A 16,399-nucleotide genomic window follows, 5' to 3' on the forward strand; every position below is an offset into this window, starting at 1 on the left:
CGGAGTGATCCCAACATCATGACCCGTCTTATCAGCTTCCGCCGCCCCGATGGCCAGCCCAGCTTCGGCCGTCTCGATGGCGATACCGTGCACGATCTGGGCGCCGCGGGCGCGCCGGCCTACCTCAAGGACGTCGCCGACCAGGACCTGGCCGCCCTGCCCGCCACCGGCACCTTTGCCCTGGCCGATGTGCGCCTGCTGCCGGTGGTGCCCAATCCCGGCAAGATCCTGTGCGTGGGCCTCAACTATGCCACCCACGTGGCCGAGACGGGCCGCGAGCAAAAGGAATTCCCGGCAATCTTCACCCGCTGGGCCGATACCCTGATCGCCGATGGCGAGCCGCTGGTGCGCCCGCGCGAGACCGAGCGGTTCGACTACGAAGGCGAACTGGCCGTGGTCATCGGCAAGGGCGGCCGCCGCATCGCGCGCGCCGATGCCATGGCCCACGTGGCCGGTTTTTCGGTGTTCAACGATGGTTCGGCGCGCGATTGGCAGCGCCACAACATCCAGTTCACGCCGGGCAAGAACTATCCCGCCACCGGCGCGTTCGGCCCGGCGCTGGTCCTGGCCGACGAGATCGACGACCTCGCCAGCCAGCGCGTGCAGACCCGCCTCAACGGCGAACTGGTCCAGGACCAGCCGATCAGCGACATGATCTGGGATATCCCGTTCGTGATCGAATATTGCAGCACTTTCACCCCGCTCGAACCCGGCGACGTGATCGTTACCGGCACGCCGGGCGGCGTGGGGGATAAGCGCAAGCCGCCGCTCTACATGAAGGCCGGCGATGTTTGCGAGATTTCCGTGGGCGTGATCGGCACCCTGACCAACCCGGTCATCGACGAGATCTGATCCGCCACCCTTTGTCCAACCCAGCCACCGCGCCCGCATAACGGCGGGCGCGGACCGATAAATGCATGCCTTTTGGGGAGAGAACCAACCATGAATTCGCGCCATAAAACCGCCCTGCTGACCGGGCTTTCCCTGGCCGTGATGGCGACGCCGGCCTTCGCGCAGAGCGCCACAACCGCTCCGCAGGCCGCCGACGGCAGCCCCGATGCCGCTATCGTGGTGACCGCGCAGCGCCGCGTCGAAAAAGTCACCGAAGTGCCGATCTCGATCACCGTGGCCGATGCCGGCCAGCTGGAACGCCAGCAGGTCAACACCGTCAACGACTTGAACCGCATTGCGCCGAGCCTGGAAATCCAGTCTGCCCCGGGGCAGAATACCGGCGGCGGCGGCGCCATTCGCGGCATCGGTACGCAGACCTTCTCGGCCGGTGCGGTGGCTTCGGTGGGCGTGGTGGTCGACCAGGTCAGCCAGGGCAATGCCAACATTTCCGACCTGTTCGACGTGGCCCGCATCGAAGTGCTGAAAGGTCCGCAGGGCACGCTGTTCGGCCTGACGACCTCGGCCGGGGTGATCAACATCACCACCAACAAGCCCGAATTCGGCAAGGTCTCGGTGCGCGTGCGCAGCGAACTGTCGGCCGCCGGCTTTGCCGGTTCCAAGTCGGGCAACCAGGTGGTGCAGGGCGTGGCCAACGTGCCGATCGCCGATAACGCCGCAATCCGCGTGGCCGGCTATGCCAACTTGCGCCAGGGCCCGGACTACAACCTGTCCACCGGCAAGTACGACAAGAACGAAACCATGGGCGGCCGCGCCCGCCTGCTGTGGGAACCGACCGACAAGCTGACGGTCAACGTGATCGGCGACTATGCCGATACCCGCACCACCAACGGCGGCAACTTCTTCACTTTCGTGAAGTCCCTCTCGCTCGGTTCCGCGCTGGCGGCCTGCGGCATCACGGCGGAAAACGGCAACCGCAACTATTGCACCAGCGAGCAGTATACCGACCGGATCAAGACCGGCGGCGCCTCGCTGCAGCTTGATTACCAGTTCGCGCCGTTCACGCTGACCTCGATCACCGCCTATCGCGGCACGCACGAGCAGGGCTATGGCGCGGCCACCAACGTGTTCCGCGTCGATACCCTGCCGGTCACCGTGCACAATTCCTATGTCAACCGGCCGACCGACCTGATCACCCAGGAACTGCGCATTTCCTCGCCGGCCAACCAGACCGTGGAATATACCCTGGGCGGGTTCTATTCGCGCCAGATCCAGCATCGCGACCAGGAAGGTGCCACCGTCCTGCTGTTCGGCAACGCCATTCCGTCGAGCCCGGTCAACGCCTATCGCGTCAGCGATGAATCACTGGCCGCCTTTGGCCAGATGACGATCCATGCCAGTGACAAGCTGCGCTTGATCGCCGGCGGCCGCTATACCGACGACGTGCTGTCGCTGCAGATGCAGAACGACACCGCCACCGCGATCGAATCGACCACGCGCCTGCATGTCGGCAAGGTTTCGTGGAAGGGCGGCATCCAATATGACATCGATCCCCGCACGATGGCCTATGCCACCGTGGCGCGCGGCTTCAAGGGCGGGCAGATCGCCACGCCTTCGGATGCCAATCCCTATGTCGTGCTGCCGGAAATCCCGACGTCGTACGAACTGGGCTTCAAGACCACGCTGCTGCGCAGCTGGGTGCTCGATGCCAATCTGTTCTACCAGAAGATCCAGAACTTCCAGGCGCAGCAGTGCACGGTGAATGCCACCACCACGGTGATCTCCTGCGTCCAGACCAACATCAGCGGGGTCAAGTCGCGCGGGGCGGAAATCAACCTGTTCGGCAAGGTCACGCATGACCTGTCGCTCAACACCGGGTTCATCTGGGCCAAGGCGACTTATCCCACCGGCTATGTCGGCACCGATGGCACCAACATCGGCGACACCCAGCTGGCCTATGCCCCCGAATACAAGTTCACGGTTTCGGGCGAATATGCGCGTGACCTGGGCGAAAACCTCAAGGGCTTCCTGGCCGCCGATGCGGTGTGGAAATCGCGCCTGCGCTATGAAGCCAATTCGGTGGCCGATACCACGTTTGCCCCGCACTGGACGGTGGGTGGCCGCATCGGCCTGCGCACGGCAGACGATCGCTTCACCATCGCGGTCTTTGCGCGCAATCTGTTCGACGTGCACGAACCCTCGCTCTACCAGTCGGACTTCCCGTTTGGCGGCGCGGCCAACATCGGCGCCATCTATGGCCCGCAATCGTTCCGGTCGGTGGGCCTGTCGCTCGACGGCAAGTTCTGATCTGGCGCGGCCGCCCTTTGTGCAAGGCATGAAGGGCGGCCGCGTGTTTCTGCTATCCTGTGCCCCCAAGGAGAGCCCGATGCCCCTCGAAACGATCCGCGCCGCCATTGCCGCCATGGGCACCACGCTCACCCCCGATCTGCTGGGCCGGGTGCGGGCGCTGTTCGATGCCGAGCAGCAGGCGCTGGCGGCCGCGGTACCGGCCGCGGCGGTGGACCTGGCCTATGGCCCACACGAACGGCATCGGCTCGATCTCTATGGCACGGCAGACGGCGCCCCCAAGCCGGTGCTGGTCTTCGTCCATGGCGGCGGGTTCCTGCGCGGCGACAAGGGCGGCGATGCGCCCGAAACCTGGCCCAATGCCGCGGTGGGCCGCATGGCGGCGCAGGCCGGGCTGATCGGCGCGGTGATCAACTATCGCCTGGCGCCCGACCACACCTGGCCGGCCGGATCGGAAGACGTGCTGGCCGCGCTCGACTGGCTGGTGGCCCATGCGGCCGACCATGGCGGTGACCCGCAGCGCATCGTGCTGATGGGCACCTCGGCCGGGGCGGTGCACGTGGCCGGCGCGATCCGGCTGCGGCCCGATCTGACGATACGTGGCGCGGTGCTGCTTTCGGGCCTCTATGGCCACACCCCGCTCGATGAGCGCGACATGCTCTATTATGGCGCGGCGGCGGACTATGCCGCGCGCGCCCCGCGCGAAGCGATGGTCGCCACCACGCTGCCCCTGCTGGTTGCCACGGCCGAATTCGATCCGCCCCGCTTCCAGGCCGAATTCCTGGGGTTGATGGCCGACCGCCTGGCCCGCCACGGCACCATGCCGCGCGGGCACATCGCCTCGGGACACAACCACTATTCGATGGCGATGCACCTGGGCACGGCCGATCGCCGCCTGGCCGACGAGATCGTGGCTTTCGTGCGCGAAACCTGCGCCTGAATTCGTTTTCCTGAAAGGCTCTTCCATGCTTGATCGTCGTACTGTGCTGGCCAGCGCGGCTGCGCTGGCTGCCACCTCCGCGCCTGCGCTGGGCCGGGTGAGTGCCGAGGCCGCCAAGGGCGCTGCCGCTTCACCCCAGTTCCCGCAGGGCTTCCTGTGGGGCGCCTCCACCGCGCCGCACCAGATCGAGGGCAACAACACCGCCAGCGACCTGTGGTTCATCGAAAACCAGCAGCCCACGGTCTTTGCCGCGCCTTCGGGCGATGCGGCCAACAGCTTGCTGCTGTGGGAGCAGGATCTCGACCTGGCCAAGGCAATCGGGCTCAACACTTATCGCTTCGGCATCGAATGGGCGCGGATCGAGCCGGAAAAGGGCCTGTTCTCGCAGGCCATGCTCGATCAATATGCGCGCGTCATCGATGGTTGCCGCGCGCGCGGGCTGGCGCCGGTGGTCACCTTCAGCCACTTCACCGCGCCGCGCTGGTTTTCCGCGCAGGGCGGCTGGGCCAACCCCGAAAGCGCCGACCTGTTCGCCCGTTTTGCCGATAAGGCCGCGCGCCATTTCGGGGATCGTATCCACGCCGCGATCACGTTCAACGAGCCCAACATCCTGCTGCTGTTGCAGAACGCGAATGTCCCGCCCCAGTTGTGGGACATCCAGAAGCTGACGCTGGAAACCGCCGCCAGGCGGCTGGGCGTGCCGCGCTTCCTCTGCGCCAACGTGGCCGGCAAGGACGACCTGCCCGATCTGCAGCGCGGGCTGCTGGCCGCGCACAAGGCTGGCAAGGCGGCGATCAAGGCCGCGGCGCCCAAGCTGCCGGTGGGTTTTTCGCTGGCGATGATGGACGACCAGGCGGTGGGCAAGGGCTCGCAGCGCGACATGCGCCGCCAGCAGATGTACGGCACCTGGCTGGACGTGGCCAAGGGCGACGACTTCATCGGCGTGCAGAACTATGAACGCGCGCTGTGGGGCGCCGAGGGCCGCCTGCCGGCGCCGCAGGACGCGGTGCGCAACTGGTCGGGCAGCGAAGTATGGGCGCCCTCGCTGGCCGGCGCGGTGCGCTATGCCCATGCGGCCACGGGCGTGCCGATCTTGGTCTCGGAACATGGCGTGGGCACCGATGACGACAGCATCCGCGCCGCGTTCATCCCCGCCGCACTGACCCATCTGAAAGCCGCGATCGACGACGGCGTGCCGGTCATGGGCTATTGCCACTGGAGCCTGATCGACAATTTCGAATGGATCTTTGGGTACAAGCCCAAGTTCGGCCTGGCGAGCTATGATCCCGTCACCTTCGCCCGCACGCCCAAGCCGAGCGCGGCAGTGCTGGGGGCGATTGCGCGGGCGAATCGGGTGTGATTTCGGTCCTGTGAAGTTTTCATATTGCTGAAACGGGGGCTTGAGGCTTCCACCACCCCCAACCCCCTCCTCTGAAGAGGAGGGGGCTTTTTTGTGGCTTTCAGGAACAGGAAAGGGCCGCCCGGTTTCCCGGGCGGCCCTTCCATTTTGTCAGCCTTGGGCTTGGACTTAGAAGTCCATGCCGCCCATGCCGCCCATGCCGCCGGGCATGCCGGCCGGGGCAGGCTTGTCTTCCGGACGTTCGCTGATCGCCGCTTCGGTGGTGATCAGCAGGCCGGCGACCGAGGCCGCATCCTGGAGCGCGGTGCGCACGACCTTGGTGGGGTCGATCACGCCGGCAGCCTTCAGGTTTTCATAGACTTCGGTAGCGGCGTTGAAGCCGATGCCTTCGTCGGTCTGGTCGAGCAGCTTGCCCGCCACGACGGCGCCGTCGTTGCCGGCGTTTTCAGCGATCTGCTTGACCGGGGCGGTGATCGCCTTGCGGACGATGTCGATGCCGCGGGTCTGGTCTTCGTTGGCACCGGTGAGGCCTTCGAGAGCGCGGGTGGCATAGAGCAGAGCCGTGCCGCCGCCGGTCACGATGCCTTCTTCCACCGCAGCGCGGGTGGCGTGGAGGGCGTCGTCAACGCGGTCCTTGCGTTCCTTGACTTCGACTTCGGTGGCACCGCCAACCTTGATCACGGCCACGCCGCCAGCCAGCTTGGCCAGGCGTTCCTGCAGCTTTTCGCGGTCGTAGTCCGAAGTGGTGACTTCGATCTGCGCACGGATCTGCTCGACACGGGCCTTGATGTCTTCGGCAGCGCCAGCGCCGTCGACGATCGTGGTGTTGTCCTTGTCGATGGTGACCTTCTTGGCCTGGCCGAGCATGCCGAGCGTGACGCTCTCGAGCTTGATGCCGAGGTCTTCCGAGATCATTTCGCCGGCGGTCAGCGTGGCAATGTCGCCCAGCATGGCCTTGCGACGGTCACCGAAGCCCGGCGCCTTGACGGCGGCGATCTTGAGGCCACCGCGCAGCTTGTTGACCACCAGGGTGGCCAGCGCTTCGCCTTCGATGTCTTCGGCGATGATCAGCAGCGGACGGCCCGACTGCACCACGGCTTCCAGGATCGGCAGCAGCGACTGCAGTGACGAGAGCTTCTTCTCGTGGATCAGGATGTAGGGGTTTTCGAGTTCCACCACCATCTTTTCGGGATTGGTGATGAAGTAGGGCGACAGGTAGCCGCGGTCGAACTGCATGCCTTCGACGACATCGAGTTCGAATTCGAGGCCCTTGGCCTCTTCCACGGTGATCACGCCTTCCTTGCCGACCTTTTCCATGGCTTCGGCGATCTTTTCGCCGACTTCCACGTCACCGTTGGCCGAGATGATGCCGACCTGGGCGATTTCGGCCGAGCCGGCCACCGGGGTGGAGCGGGCCTTGAGGTTTTCGACGACCTTGGTCACGGCGATGTCGATGCCGCGCTTGAGATCCATCGGGTTGATGCCGGCGGCAACCGACTTCATGCCTTCGCGCACGATGGCCTGGGCCAGCACGGTGGCGGTGGTGGTGCCGTCACCGGCCTTGTCGTTGGCCTTCGATGCCACTTCGCGCAGCATCTGGGCGCCCATGTTCTCGAACTTGTCCTTGAGTTCGATTTCCTTGGCGACCGAAACACCGTCCTTGGTGATGCGCGGCGCGCCGAAGCTCTTGTCGATCACGACGTTGCGGCCCTTGGGGCCCAGCGTGACCTTCACGGCGTCGGCGAGAATGTCGACGCCCTTGAGGATGCGTTCGCGCGCGTCGCGCGAAAAGCGTACGTCCTTGGCAGCCATTGCTCTGTTCCTTTGAATTCTAAGGGTAGAAAATCAGGAAATCCGGTGGATCAGCCGATCACGCCGAGGATGTCCGATTCCTTCATGATCAGCAGGTCTTCGCCCGACACCTTCACTTCGGTGCCCGACCACTTGCCGAACAGCACGCGATCGCCCACCTTGACGTCGAGCGGGGTGATCGTGCCGTTCTCGGCGCGGGCGCCCGTACCAACGGCAACGATTTCGCCCTCGGCGGGCTTTTCCTTGGCGCTGTCGGGGATGATGATCCCGCCGGCGGTCTTTTCCTCGGCTTCGACGCGGCGCACCAGCACGCGGTCGTGCAGCGGACGGAAAGTCATGGGTTGCTCCCTCTTCCAATCAGAAAATCTGCGCTGGCACTCTTAGGTCAAGAGTGCCAGCGGCCCGCATATGGGTGGATGCCGGAGGAGCGTCAAGCGTCGTGGCACAGATTCTTTTCGCCAAAATGAATGGATGGGGCCTTGGCGCGCCGGGACGGTGCCATGGCGGGACAAGCGCCCTGCCGTGATCGGCGCGCGATCAGGCGCCGATCACGGCAGCAGGCCCAGCCTTGCCCGGTTGTGCCAGCGCCACAGCAGCAGCGCCGCCACGCAGACCAGCCCGGCCAGCAGCCCCAGCCACACGCCCATGCCGCCGAGCGGCGTATAGAGCCCCAGGCCGATCGCGGTGAACAGGCCCGGCACCCAATAGCCGAAGATGGCGATGGTCATCGGCACGCGGGTATCCTGCAGGCCGCGCAGCACCGCGCCGCAGGTGGCCTGGGCGCCATCGAAAAGCTGGAACGCGGCCGCCACCACCAGGAACTGCAGGGCAAAGCCCACCAGCGCGGCATTGGCCGGATCGGTCACGTCGATATAGAGGCCAAGAAAGAAGCGCGGCATCGCCAGCATCAGCGCGGCCGTGGTGGCCATGAAGCCCACGCTCATGCCCAGGGCCGTCCACCCGGCGCGGGCGATCCCGGCATGGTCGCGCGCGCCATAGGCCAGCCCCACGCGGATCGTGGCGGCCTGGCCCAGCCCGAACGGCACCTGGAACGTCATGCCGGCCAGTTGCAGCGCGACGGTGTGCGCCGCGAGCTGCAGTTCGCCGATCCGCCCGATCAGCAGCGCGGCCCCGTTGAACAAGCCGGCTTCGGCCACGATCGTGGCGCAGATCGGCAGGCCGATCTTCCACACGTCGGCAAAGCGGCGCCATTCCGCGCGCCACCACCGGCCCAGCAGGCGATAGCGGTGCAGCCGCCGATCGAACCGCAGCACCATGGCATAGGCGGCGAGCATTGCGCTGCTGGTGATCACGCTGGACCAGGCCGAGCCCATCAGGCCCAGCGCCGGCATGCCGGCGTGGCCATAGACGAAGATCCAGTTGCCGGTGGCGTTGACCGCCACGGCCAGCGCGGTGATCGCCGTGCCGATGCCCGGCCGTCCCAGGGTGGACACCACCGTGCGCAGCAGCGAGGCGAGCACCGCCGGCACGCAGGCCAGCGAAAGGACCGTGAGGAACGGCACGGCGCGCACCACCACCGCCTCGCTCTGCCCGGTGGCGCGCAGCAGCGGCCCGCCCAGCTGGCACAGCGCCATGGCCACCAGCGCGGCGATCAGGCCCACCCAGGCCCCCATCCGCACGGTGCGGCGCACTTCGCGCACGGCGTGGCGGCGGCGGCCGAGTTCGGCGGCGATCAGGGGCGAGGTGGCGCCGACCAGGCCGGTCAGGCTCCAGATGAGCAGGCCGAAGATGGAAACGGCCAGCGAAGACGCCGCCAGTGCCTCTGCCCCCAGGCGCGCCACGAACAGCACGTCTACGGCAAAGACCGCCATCTGCAACAGGTTTGCGCCCACCAGCGGCGCTGCCAGGCGCAACATCTCGCGCCATTCGCTGGCGGCATGGGGCCCGGCCAGATCGGGCGAAGTGGGAAGCGTGGCTGCGGTCATGCCGCCGGCCATAGGGGCTGGGCGGCGCGGGGGAAAGGAAAAGTCAGTGCGCCTTTTGGGGCGAGCCGGCATCGCCCGCAGGTGCGCGAAAGGCGTGGCTGAGCGCGTGATAGAGCTTTTCCGGACAGACTTGCGCACTCACCTGGTCGGCCACCAGGGCGGCGGCGAACAGCGGCAGGATCATCGCGCGATCGGCGGTCATTTCCATCACGATGATCACGGCGGTGAGCGGCGCGCGGGTGACGCCGGCAAAGTAGGCGATCATGCCCAGCATGGCGACGGCGCCGGAATATTCGGGCGGAAACAGCAGGCCCACCCACTGGCCCAGCCCGGCGCCGACCGAGAGCGAGGGCGCAAAGATGCCGCCCGGCGCGCCGCTGAGCGCGGTGGCAAGCGAAGTCACGAACTTGGCCGGGCCGAACCACAGCGACGTATCGGCGCCCGAGAGCAGGCCCCGCGTGGTGCCATAGCCGGTGCCCCAGGCCAAACCACCCGAAGCCGGCCCGCCAGGGCCCAGGCCCTGCGTGGCCACGCCCACCACCGCCACGATCAGGCCAAGCCCGGCGGCCAGCGCCACGGGACGCGCGCGCAAGGCGCCGATCCAGCCGTGGTCGATGGTGCCAAAGCGGCTGAGCACGCGGGCAAACAGCCCCCCGGCCAGGCCCCCGGCCACGCCCGCGCCCAGCGCGGCGATCAGCGCGGGCACGATCGGCACATGCTGGCTCATCGCGCCGAAATAGACATAGTCGCCCGCCAAGCCCAGGCTGACCAGGCCCGCGGTCATCACGGCCAGCATGACCAGCAGCGCCAGGCGCTGTTCAAAGGCGGAAGCCAGCTCCTCGATGGCGAAAGCGACCCCGGCCAGCGGCGTGTTGAACGCCGCCGCCACCCCGGCCGCGCCCCCGGCGATGATCACCCCGGCACCGATCGGCACGCGCAGCCAGCGATGCACCGCGACCATGATTGCCGCGCTCAATTGCACGGTGGGCCCTTCACGGCCAACCGATGCCCCGCCCAGCAGCATGGCCAGGGTGCCGGCCACTTTGGCCAGCGCGGTGCGCAGCGACAGCAGCGGCGCCATGGCGGGATGGTGCGGCGCCTCGGCCGCGGCCATGACCTGGGGAATGCCCGAGCCACGCGCGGCGGGCCAGCGGTGCCGGGTGAGCCAGGTCACGCCCACGAAAATCGCCGGGGTCAGCACGATCGGTGCCAGCGGATAGGCGGTGACCAGGCGGGTGAACAGCGCCTGGGCGGCTTCCCCGGCGCGCGCGAAGAATATGGCGGCCAGGCCCAGCGCCAGCGCCCCGCCCAGCGCGGCCATGCGCGGTTGCAGGTTCCTGGCGGCGGCGAGCGGTTTTTCGAGGCGGGGGGCGGGCATGGCCATGGGCCTAGCGCGCATGGACCTGAATTTCGCCTGAAAAATGGGGGCTAGCCAGCGTGGATCTATCAGGAGCGAGTGCGGCGCCCGGTATTGGGTGGTTAGCCGCCGTTGCTCTTCGCGGAACAATGCGCGACACTCACTCATGCAAAACTCAACTACAGCTACAATGATCTCGGCAATCAACGCATATTTGGCGTTGTTGAACGAGAAGCCGGAAAAAGAAGCCTCCCGGCTCGCCAAACTGTGTGAGGTGCTCGACGCTCTTCCGGTCGAGTATCATCGTGCTCCGAATGTGGAGCCTGATACGTTAGACGTTTCAGCATCAGTTCCTTACGAGCCATTCGCTATTCGCGCATTAGCGTCATTCCCTGAACTTGGTCACTACGCGGTTGTCGATCCTTTGGAGGGAGTGGATCAGGAGGTTATTCTGGGCGATGCGATTGACGACCTTGCCGACATTGCCCGAGATTTGTCAGGCGTTCTTTTGCTGATCGAGAAGGGCGCGATAAACGACGCCATTTGGGATTTTCGCTTTGGCTACGAAACCCATTGGGGCGTCCATCTTCATCAGTTGAGGAGCTATCTGCACTCAATCATGCGCCGCTTTGGGTGAATGTCCACAAGTGAGCGTCAGTTGCCGTAGCCAACAAGCCTCGATCCGCGATCGAACCTCTCGATCGGAAACTTGCCAAGCGGCGCAAGCAGCGGTTCGATGTTGGCTCCCACTTCTAGCCACTCGATCGACCGGAGTTCCGTTGGGCCGAACTCTATTGTGTCCATATATGGCAGCGGGCAGGCAAGGCTTGGCGGAAATCGCATCCGTCTCGGCTCATCGACATCGATAAACTTCACCAGCATCTCGCGGACGCCAAGACCCGCTTCGGCAATCGCTCGGAACGCCTTCCGCCATTTGCTGTCCGACATATACGCTGCGGAAAATCCCGCCCTCGCCGCACGGCCTGCGGCGGCAGGATCAAGCTGGTTTGATCGGTCCATCACGCGAGCATGGCAAGCTACCGGAACGTCTGCAATCGGGAAGACGCTAAACCACTGGCAGTGGCCGGGTCTGGGCGATTGCCGACATATTTCGCTCGCGCATTGGCGCTGAGAGGCTCTTCAATCTCTGCGCCTCAGCGCCAATGCGTGAAACACTTTTCTCTATATCATTGGTATAAATATAAAATTCTATATAATCGCGACCCAAATACCGCAATCAGTCCAGCAGCATGACCGGGGCCTTGGGGTTCCAGCTCAGCCACACGGTCTCGCCCACGGGCTCAGCTTTGGGGCGGAGCGATCCACGCGAACAGCGCCCCGACCTGGTGACCAGCAATGTCCCAGTCTTCGTCGCGATCGATCGGAAACGTGGTGCGGGCCCAGCCAAATTTGGCTTCAGCGCCGCCAGACACTGGATAGATTGCGAGCGGTGCGGCAAGGCCCGGCGTTGTGGGGCGGTACTCGCCCATCAGCAGGCTGCCATCGTGATTGCGGATTTCGTTATAGGTACCTTGAACTTCGTTGTCTGAAAGAGACCAAGGATCGGTTTCATTTCCGTCAAGCCATCTTCCGCTACGCAACATGAAATCGTAATCGCTCAAAGGATCAAATTGCTCTAGGCAAGAATTTTTAGGAAAATTGGCCATCCATGCATCAAATTGTTCGCTTGTACGCATTATGCTTGGGCGGCCGCTCGTGAAAGCGATCGGAACCACATTGCCACTGCATTTTCCGTTTTTGTTCAAACGATATGTGCGCGCGCCTGGGTTTAACGGGCGTGAGATATTCTGCGTGTCCTTGAGCGATAATGCCGGCTGACGGCCAGTCGTATTTATTGTAACGGATTTAATGCGATCATCGCTCAGTAGCCAAAGACAGTCCGCGTTGCATTCAAGCGCGTTGCTGACAACCTGAGAGCCGCCATAAATCCAGTCGAAATTCTCTGTTTCCAACATTACGTTGCCGCCCAGCGCTATTTTGGCAGAAGGCTGGATGTTGTTGCTGAGATAGGGTGCGATTCGTTCGTTGGCGCTGGAGCGTGACGATTGCGGCAGTAGCCAGAGCCCGGTTACCGCCACCGCGATTGAAACCATCAACGTAAATATAAATGCGCGGATAGAGACAGTTTTATCTTCCGCGAAAAATCGCATCAAACCGACCGAAGGCAAAAAGACCGCCAAAAAGGCCAATAGCCACAGCGCCACTGTCGGAGCAACGAGCAGAGCAACGCCCGGTAGCACACCTAGGAACAGTCCAAGCGTTACCGATCCATGAATTCCTATGGCTATAGCGGCCAATAATGTGCTGCTGGCGAGCGCAGACAAAGTGATGATGGTAAAATTACGGGCAATAGCCATTTTCCAAAAATGCCAGGTTGTAATTTAGATTTTGTAAATTCCCTTCGTACAGCGAAAACCAAGGCCGTGGTTGCTGGACTCATCAGCCGACTGGTAAATACCGACTGCCGGAGAAATCGTGACTCGCCAGTCCGTCCACCCCACCTAAACGGCGTGGATAAATCAGGAGCGAGTGTGGCGCCCGGTATTGGTGGGGAAGTTGCCTTTGTCATTTCGAACTTCGTCATTCCCGCGAAGGCGGGAATCCAGTTGCGGGGTGGCGTCAAAAACTGGGCGGCTGTCCTTCTCGCGCAGCAGTCACTGGATTCCCGCCGTCGCGGGAATGACGAGGGAATGGGCTGGAAGCGGTGGAACGCTGCCGTTTGCGCAGCCACGACGCCCTGGTGCATGGTATCAAGCTGGACCCCGGACTTGATCCGGGGCCCCGCTATGACGGCGAGATCATCTACCAGTGGCTGCCACGAAAAAGGGCGAGCCCTGCGGCCCGCCCTTTCTCTTTTTCGTCGGGAAGAACCCGAAGAAGATTACTTGATTTCGACGGTGCCGCCGGCTTCTTCGATCTTCTTCTTGATTTCTTCGGCTTCAGCCTTCGACACGCCTTCCTTGACGGCCTTGGGAGCGCCTTCGACCAGGGCCTTGGCTTCGGTCAGGCCGAGCGAGGTGATCGCGCGGACTTCCTTGATGACCTGGATCTTCTTGCCGCCGTCGCCGGTCAGGATGACGTCGAATTCGGTCTTTTCTTCAGCAGCGGGAGCTGCTTCACCGGCGGGGGCAGCGGCCACGGCCACGGCAGCAGCGGCGCTCACGCCCCATGCTTCTTCCAGAGCCTTGGCAAGGTCGGCAGCTTCGAGAACGGTGAGCTGCGACAGTTCTTCAACGAGCTTGGCGATATCGGCCATGATGTTTCACTCCGTTAATATGTGGCGCCCGGATGCCGCACGGTGCGGCACGCTCGGGCAGAAGTCGTTTGAACCGGCTCAGGCCGCGTCCTTCTCGGCATAGGCGTTGAAGACGCGCGCCAGCTTCGCCGCCGGAGCGGTGGTGAGCTGGGCGATCTTCGTGGCCGGAGCCTGGACGAGACCGATAAGCTTGGCACGCAGTTCATCGAGCGAGGGCATCGTGGCCAGGGCCTTGACACCATCGGGGCTGAGAACCTGCGAACCCATCCCGCCACCGACGATTTCGATCTTGTCGGTGGTCTTGGCGAACTCGACGATCACCTTGGCGGCGGCGACGGGATCAGCCGAGGCAGCGATGGCGGTCGGCCCGGTGAAGAAATCACCAATGCCTTCGTAATCGGTGCCCTGGATGGCAAGCTTGGCAAGACGGTTCTTCGCAACCTTGTAGGTCGCACCGGCCTCGCGGATCTTCGTGCGCAGGGCGGTGGACTGGGCCACCGTCATGCCGAGGTTGCGGGTGACGACCACCGCGCCGGCCTCGGAGAAGACCTCGTTGAGGAAAGCGACCGATTCGGCTTTTTGCGAACGATCCATGCCTTACTCCTTCACAATGGCCGCGCGAGGGGCGAGCCCCCGTGCAGCCGGCTACGTTTGTCCCGGGCCGCAAGCGACCTGGGGCGAGTCCGTTCGACAAGGGAAGGAGGTTGCGCGGGGGGCAAAGCCACCGCGGTGGGCGCCACGATCCGAAAACGGAGCGCGCGGCCGTGAAATCTCTTTTCCCCGCCTAGGTCGGAAATTAAGCCTGGCAGCCAGGCACCGACGGTCTCGGACGGATGAGCGACAGGCAAAGCCGTCGTTCGGGTGCGGCCCCTAGCAGATGCGGGCAGGGAGTCAAGCCGTGCCGGGACGGCGCGGCGCGCGGCCAAGCCGTCGGTTATGCCGGGGCGGTGGCGGTTCCGGCATAACCAGCGCGCGCGGCCGGACCGGTGGCGGCAGGTGCGGCCTTGACCACGCAGCAGTTCCGCCCCGCGCTCTTGGCCTGGTACAGCGCCTGGTCGGCGCGGCGCAGCGCGGGATCGAGCGTGGTTTCGCCCAGGCCCACGCCCGAGACGCCAAAGCTGGCCGTGACCGGAAAATCGCGGCCAAGCAGGCGTTGTGCGCGCAGGGCAAAATCGCGCCGCACCGATTCGGCCAGATCGGCGGCGGCATTGGCCGCGCCGCCACTGCCGAGCGCGCCCTGGGGCAGGTAGATCACGAATTCCTCTCCGCCAAAGCGGGCGGCAAAGGCGCGGGCGGGCAGGTGCGCATCGACCGCGGCAGCCATCTGCGCGATCACTTCGTCGCCACGGTGGTGGCCAAAGCGATCGTTGACGGCCTTGAAGTGGTCGATGTCGCACACGATCACCGCGGCGCCGGCGCGCTCGTGGCTGCTGCGCCCGGCCAGCGCTTCGTCAAAGCCGCGACGGTTGAGCAGCCCCGTCAGCGGATCGCAGATCGCCCAGTCGCGATAGCGCATGAGCACGCCGATCATGACCGAGGCGAGCGCCGCCATGGCGAACGCCACCCCGATGAGAGAGCCGGTGACCTGGTACCAGAAGGCATAGGCCGTGACGGGGAAATTGGCGATGCCGCCACTGGCCAGCCAGCGAATGGCGATCACGCGCAGCGTGCAATCGGTCACCACCACCCAACTCATCGCAACCAGGGCGCGATCGCCGCTGCGCCGGGTGCGTCCGCGGGCAAGCAGCAGCGGCACGGCCAGCAGCAGCGCGCAGCCCACGTCGGACGCCACCAGGTGCAGGCGCAGGCTGTCGGCAGCCACACCCCAGGCGCTCGCCGCCGTGCTGCCCACGGCAATCGCGGCGCGCAACGCCATGTGGTTGCGGCGCAGGCCGAAATGTTCGCACAGGGCCTGGCCGAAACAGAAGAACGCCGCGGCAAACACGGCGGTGGCGGCAATCGCGCGCCCTTCCACCGGCATCAGCAGGGCCAGTGCCGGCATGGCAAAGCCACTGGCGCTGCAGAGAAAGCCGCCCGCCCACCAGCCGGCGCTGGACACCCGCCAGCGGCCGGCCAGCACGGCGGCAACGCCGAAGGCAACCTGCATGACCGGCAAGATGAAGGCGAATCTGTCGTTCATGAATCCGGCAAGCGAGAGGGGGGCTTGCGCAGGCTTTGCTGCACGCGCGTCCTGCCTATGGGATCAGGGTAAACAGAACGCAAACGGCTGGCCTGCCCGAACGATGATTTTAGCGCTAAAATGGGGGTTCTTTAGAATTAATTACAGTTGGCCGGCGCGCAGGCGGCGCAAGTGTGGCGCGCCCCTTTGACTTTGCCCGGGCCAAAGCCTATATGGCGATGCAACACCTGCTGCTTCGAGCAAGACTTTCCCATGCGCGGGGGAAGGTTCACGGAAGGAGGCAGCGGGCATCGGCATGACGCGAAGGCTGCGGGCCATGGGTATCCGGACAAGGGTTCCCTGGGCAACGTGGCCTCTTTTGCGTTCATGCCGTGCCAATCGCCGCGCATGGCAGAATTTCCGCCGGTCTGC

14 protein-coding genes are annotated in these 16,399 nt (G+C 64.8%); 5 read left to right on the forward strand and 9 right to left on the reverse strand.

All coding sequences use genetic code 11. The annotated features are described in order from the left end of the window. The first annotated feature begins 18 nt into the window (after positions 1 to 18). The 4 genes from FHW94_RS10645 (at position 19) to FHW94_RS10660 (ending at position 5,456) form a co-directional block, all read left to right on the forward strand. On the forward strand, positions 19 to 852 hold the full coding sequence (locus FHW94_RS10645; protein WP_168555804.1) for a fumarylacetoacetate hydrolase family protein: 834 nt from the start codon (positions 19 to 21) through the stop codon (positions 850 to 852). A gap of 90 nt (positions 853 to 942) precedes the next feature. Then, positions 943 to 3,156 carry a TonB-dependent receptor gene (locus FHW94_RS10650; protein ID WP_168555805.1) on the forward strand — a complete coding sequence of 738 codons (2,214 nt, stop codon included), beginning with the start codon at positions 943 to 945 and terminating at the stop codon, positions 3,154 to 3,156. Positions 3,157 to 3,235: 79 nt separating this feature from the next. Further along, entirely contained in the window at positions 3,236 to 4,096 is an 861-nt protein-coding gene (locus FHW94_RS10655) for an alpha/beta hydrolase (protein ID WP_168555806.1), read from the forward strand. Positions 4,097 to 4,121: 25 nt separating this feature from the next. Then, positions 4,122 to 5,456, forward strand: coding sequence for a family 1 glycosylhydrolase (locus tag FHW94_RS10660; protein WP_168555807.1), 1,335 nt, complete (start codon positions 4,122 to 4,124; stop codon positions 5,454 to 5,456). A 168-nt stretch (positions 5,457 to 5,624) separates the two neighbouring features. On the opposite strand, the gene groL is transcribed toward FHW94_RS10660, so the two are convergent. The 4 genes from groL to FHW94_RS10680 all read right to left on the reverse strand — a co-directional run bounded on the left by groL (position 5,625) and on the right by FHW94_RS10680 (position 10,592). Beyond that, positions 5,625 to 7,268 (reverse strand): chaperonin GroEL, encoded by a 1,644-nt coding sequence (groL, locus tag FHW94_RS10665; protein ID WP_168555808.1) that lies wholly within the window; start codon positions 7,266 to 7,268, stop codon positions 5,625 to 5,627. 50 nt (positions 7,269 to 7,318) lie between these two features. Then, positions 7,319 to 7,606: a co-chaperone GroES gene (gene groES, locus FHW94_RS10670; RefSeq protein WP_110763794.1), complete on the reverse strand. Its 288-nt coding sequence runs from the start codon at positions 7,604 to 7,606 to the stop codon at positions 7,319 to 7,321. Positions 7,607 to 7,816: 210 nt separating this feature from the next. Then, positions 7,817 to 9,145, reverse strand: coding sequence for an MATE family efflux transporter (locus tag FHW94_RS10675; protein ID WP_168556090.1), 1,329 nt, complete (start codon positions 9,143 to 9,145; stop codon positions 7,817 to 7,819). A gap of 112 nt (positions 9,146 to 9,257) precedes the next feature. Then, the gene (locus FHW94_RS10680) at positions 9,258 to 10,592 is read right to left on the reverse strand and encodes a chloride channel protein (RefSeq protein ID WP_246866062.1); all 1,335 of its coding nucleotides are present in this window, start codon (positions 10,590 to 10,592) and stop codon (positions 9,258 to 9,260) included. Positions 10,593 to 10,761: 169 nt separating this feature from the next. Between FHW94_RS10680 and FHW94_RS10685 the strand changes: the two genes are divergently transcribed. Beyond that, the gene (locus tag FHW94_RS10685) at positions 10,762 to 11,208 is read left to right on the forward strand and encodes a DUF5063 domain-containing protein (RefSeq protein WP_168555810.1); all 447 of its coding nucleotides are present in this window, start codon (positions 10,762 to 10,764) and stop codon (positions 11,206 to 11,208) included. A gap of 17 nt (positions 11,209 to 11,225) precedes the next feature. Here the strand turns inward: FHW94_RS10685 and FHW94_RS10690 are convergent, their stop codons facing one another. The 5 genes from FHW94_RS10690 to FHW94_RS10710 all read right to left on the reverse strand — a co-directional run bounded on the left by FHW94_RS10690 (position 11,226) and on the right by FHW94_RS10710 (position 15,988). Further along, positions 11,226 to 11,591 carry a hypothetical protein gene (locus FHW94_RS10690; RefSeq protein WP_168555811.1) on the reverse strand — a complete coding sequence of 122 codons (366 nt, stop codon included), beginning with the start codon at positions 11,589 to 11,591 and terminating at the stop codon, positions 11,226 to 11,228. Between the two features lie 281 nt (positions 11,592 to 11,872). Then, on the reverse strand, positions 11,873 to 12,949 hold the full coding sequence (locus FHW94_RS10695) for a hypothetical protein (protein ID WP_168555812.1): 1,077 nt from the start codon (positions 12,947 to 12,949) through the stop codon (positions 11,873 to 11,875). Positions 12,950 to 13,473: 524 nt separating this feature from the next. Next, positions 13,474 to 13,848: a 50S ribosomal protein L7/L12 gene (gene rplL, locus FHW94_RS10700; protein ID WP_110763792.1), complete on the reverse strand. Its 375-nt coding sequence runs from the start codon at positions 13,846 to 13,848 to the stop codon at positions 13,474 to 13,476. 78 nt (positions 13,849 to 13,926) lie between these two features. Then, complete coding sequence (gene rplJ / locus FHW94_RS10705; protein ID WP_168555813.1) at positions 13,927 to 14,442, reverse strand: 50S ribosomal protein L10; 516 nt, start codon at positions 14,440 to 14,442, stop codon at positions 13,927 to 13,929. Positions 14,443 to 14,782: 340 nt separating this feature from the next. After that, the gene (locus FHW94_RS10710) at positions 14,783 to 15,988 is read right to left on the reverse strand and encodes a GGDEF domain-containing protein (RefSeq protein WP_168555814.1); all 1,206 of its coding nucleotides are present in this window, start codon (positions 15,986 to 15,988) and stop codon (positions 14,783 to 14,785) included. Positions 15,989 to 16,399 lie beyond the last annotated feature (411 nt).

The sequence above is a fragment of the Novosphingobium sp. SG720 genome, from assembly GCF_012275365.1.
GTDB classification, from domain to species: Bacteria; Pseudomonadota; Alphaproteobacteria; order Sphingomonadales; family Sphingomonadaceae; genus Novosphingobium; species Novosphingobium rhizosphaerae.

Coding starts and splice junctions, on each gene's coding strand:
- FHW94_RS10645 (WP_168555804.1), top strand. CDS start 19: ATGACCCGTCTTATCAGCTTCCGCCGCCCCGATGGCCAGCCCAGCTTC.
- FHW94_RS10650 (WP_168555805.1), top strand. CDS start 943: ATGAATTCGCGCCATAAAACCGCCCTGCTGACCGGGCTTTCCCTGGCC.
- FHW94_RS10655 (WP_168555806.1), top strand. CDS start 3,236: ATGCCCCTCGAAACGATCCGCGCCGCCATTGCCGCCATGGGCACCACG.
- FHW94_RS10660 (WP_168555807.1), top strand. CDS start 4,122: ATGCTTGATCGTCGTACTGTGCTGGCCAGCGCGGCTGCGCTGGCTGCC.
- groL (WP_168555808.1), bottom strand. CDS start 7,268: ATGGCTGCCAAGGACGTACGCTTTTCGCGCGACGCGCGCGAACGCATC.
- groES (WP_110763794.1), bottom strand. CDS start 7,606: ATGACTTTCCGTCCGCTGCACGACCGCGTGCTGGTGCGCCGCGTCGAA.
- FHW94_RS10675 (WP_168556090.1), bottom strand. CDS start 9,145: ATGTTGCGCCTGGCAGCGCCGCTGGTGGGCGCAAACCTGTTGCAGATG.
- FHW94_RS10680 (WP_246866062.1), bottom strand. CDS start 10,592: ATGCCCGCCCCCCGCCTCGAAAAACCGCTCGCCGCCGCCAGGAACCTG.
- FHW94_RS10685 (WP_168555810.1), top strand. CDS start 10,762: ATGATCTCGGCAATCAACGCATATTTGGCGTTGTTGAACGAGAAGCCG.
- FHW94_RS10690 (WP_168555811.1), bottom strand. CDS start 11,591: ATGGACCGATCAAACCAGCTTGATCCTGCCGCCGCAGGCCGTGCGGCG.
- FHW94_RS10695 (WP_168555812.1), bottom strand. CDS start 12,949: ATGGCTATTGCCCGTAATTTTACCATCATCACTTTGTCTGCGCTCGCC.
- rplL (WP_110763792.1), bottom strand. CDS start 13,848: ATGGCCGATATCGCCAAGCTCGTTGAAGAACTGTCGCAGCTCACCGTT.
- rplJ (WP_168555813.1), bottom strand. CDS start 14,442: ATGGATCGTTCGCAAAAAGCCGAATCGGTCGCTTTCCTCAACGAGGTC.
- FHW94_RS10710 (WP_168555814.1), bottom strand. CDS start 15,988: ATGAACGACAGATTCGCCTTCATCTTGCCGGTCATGCAGGTTGCCTTC.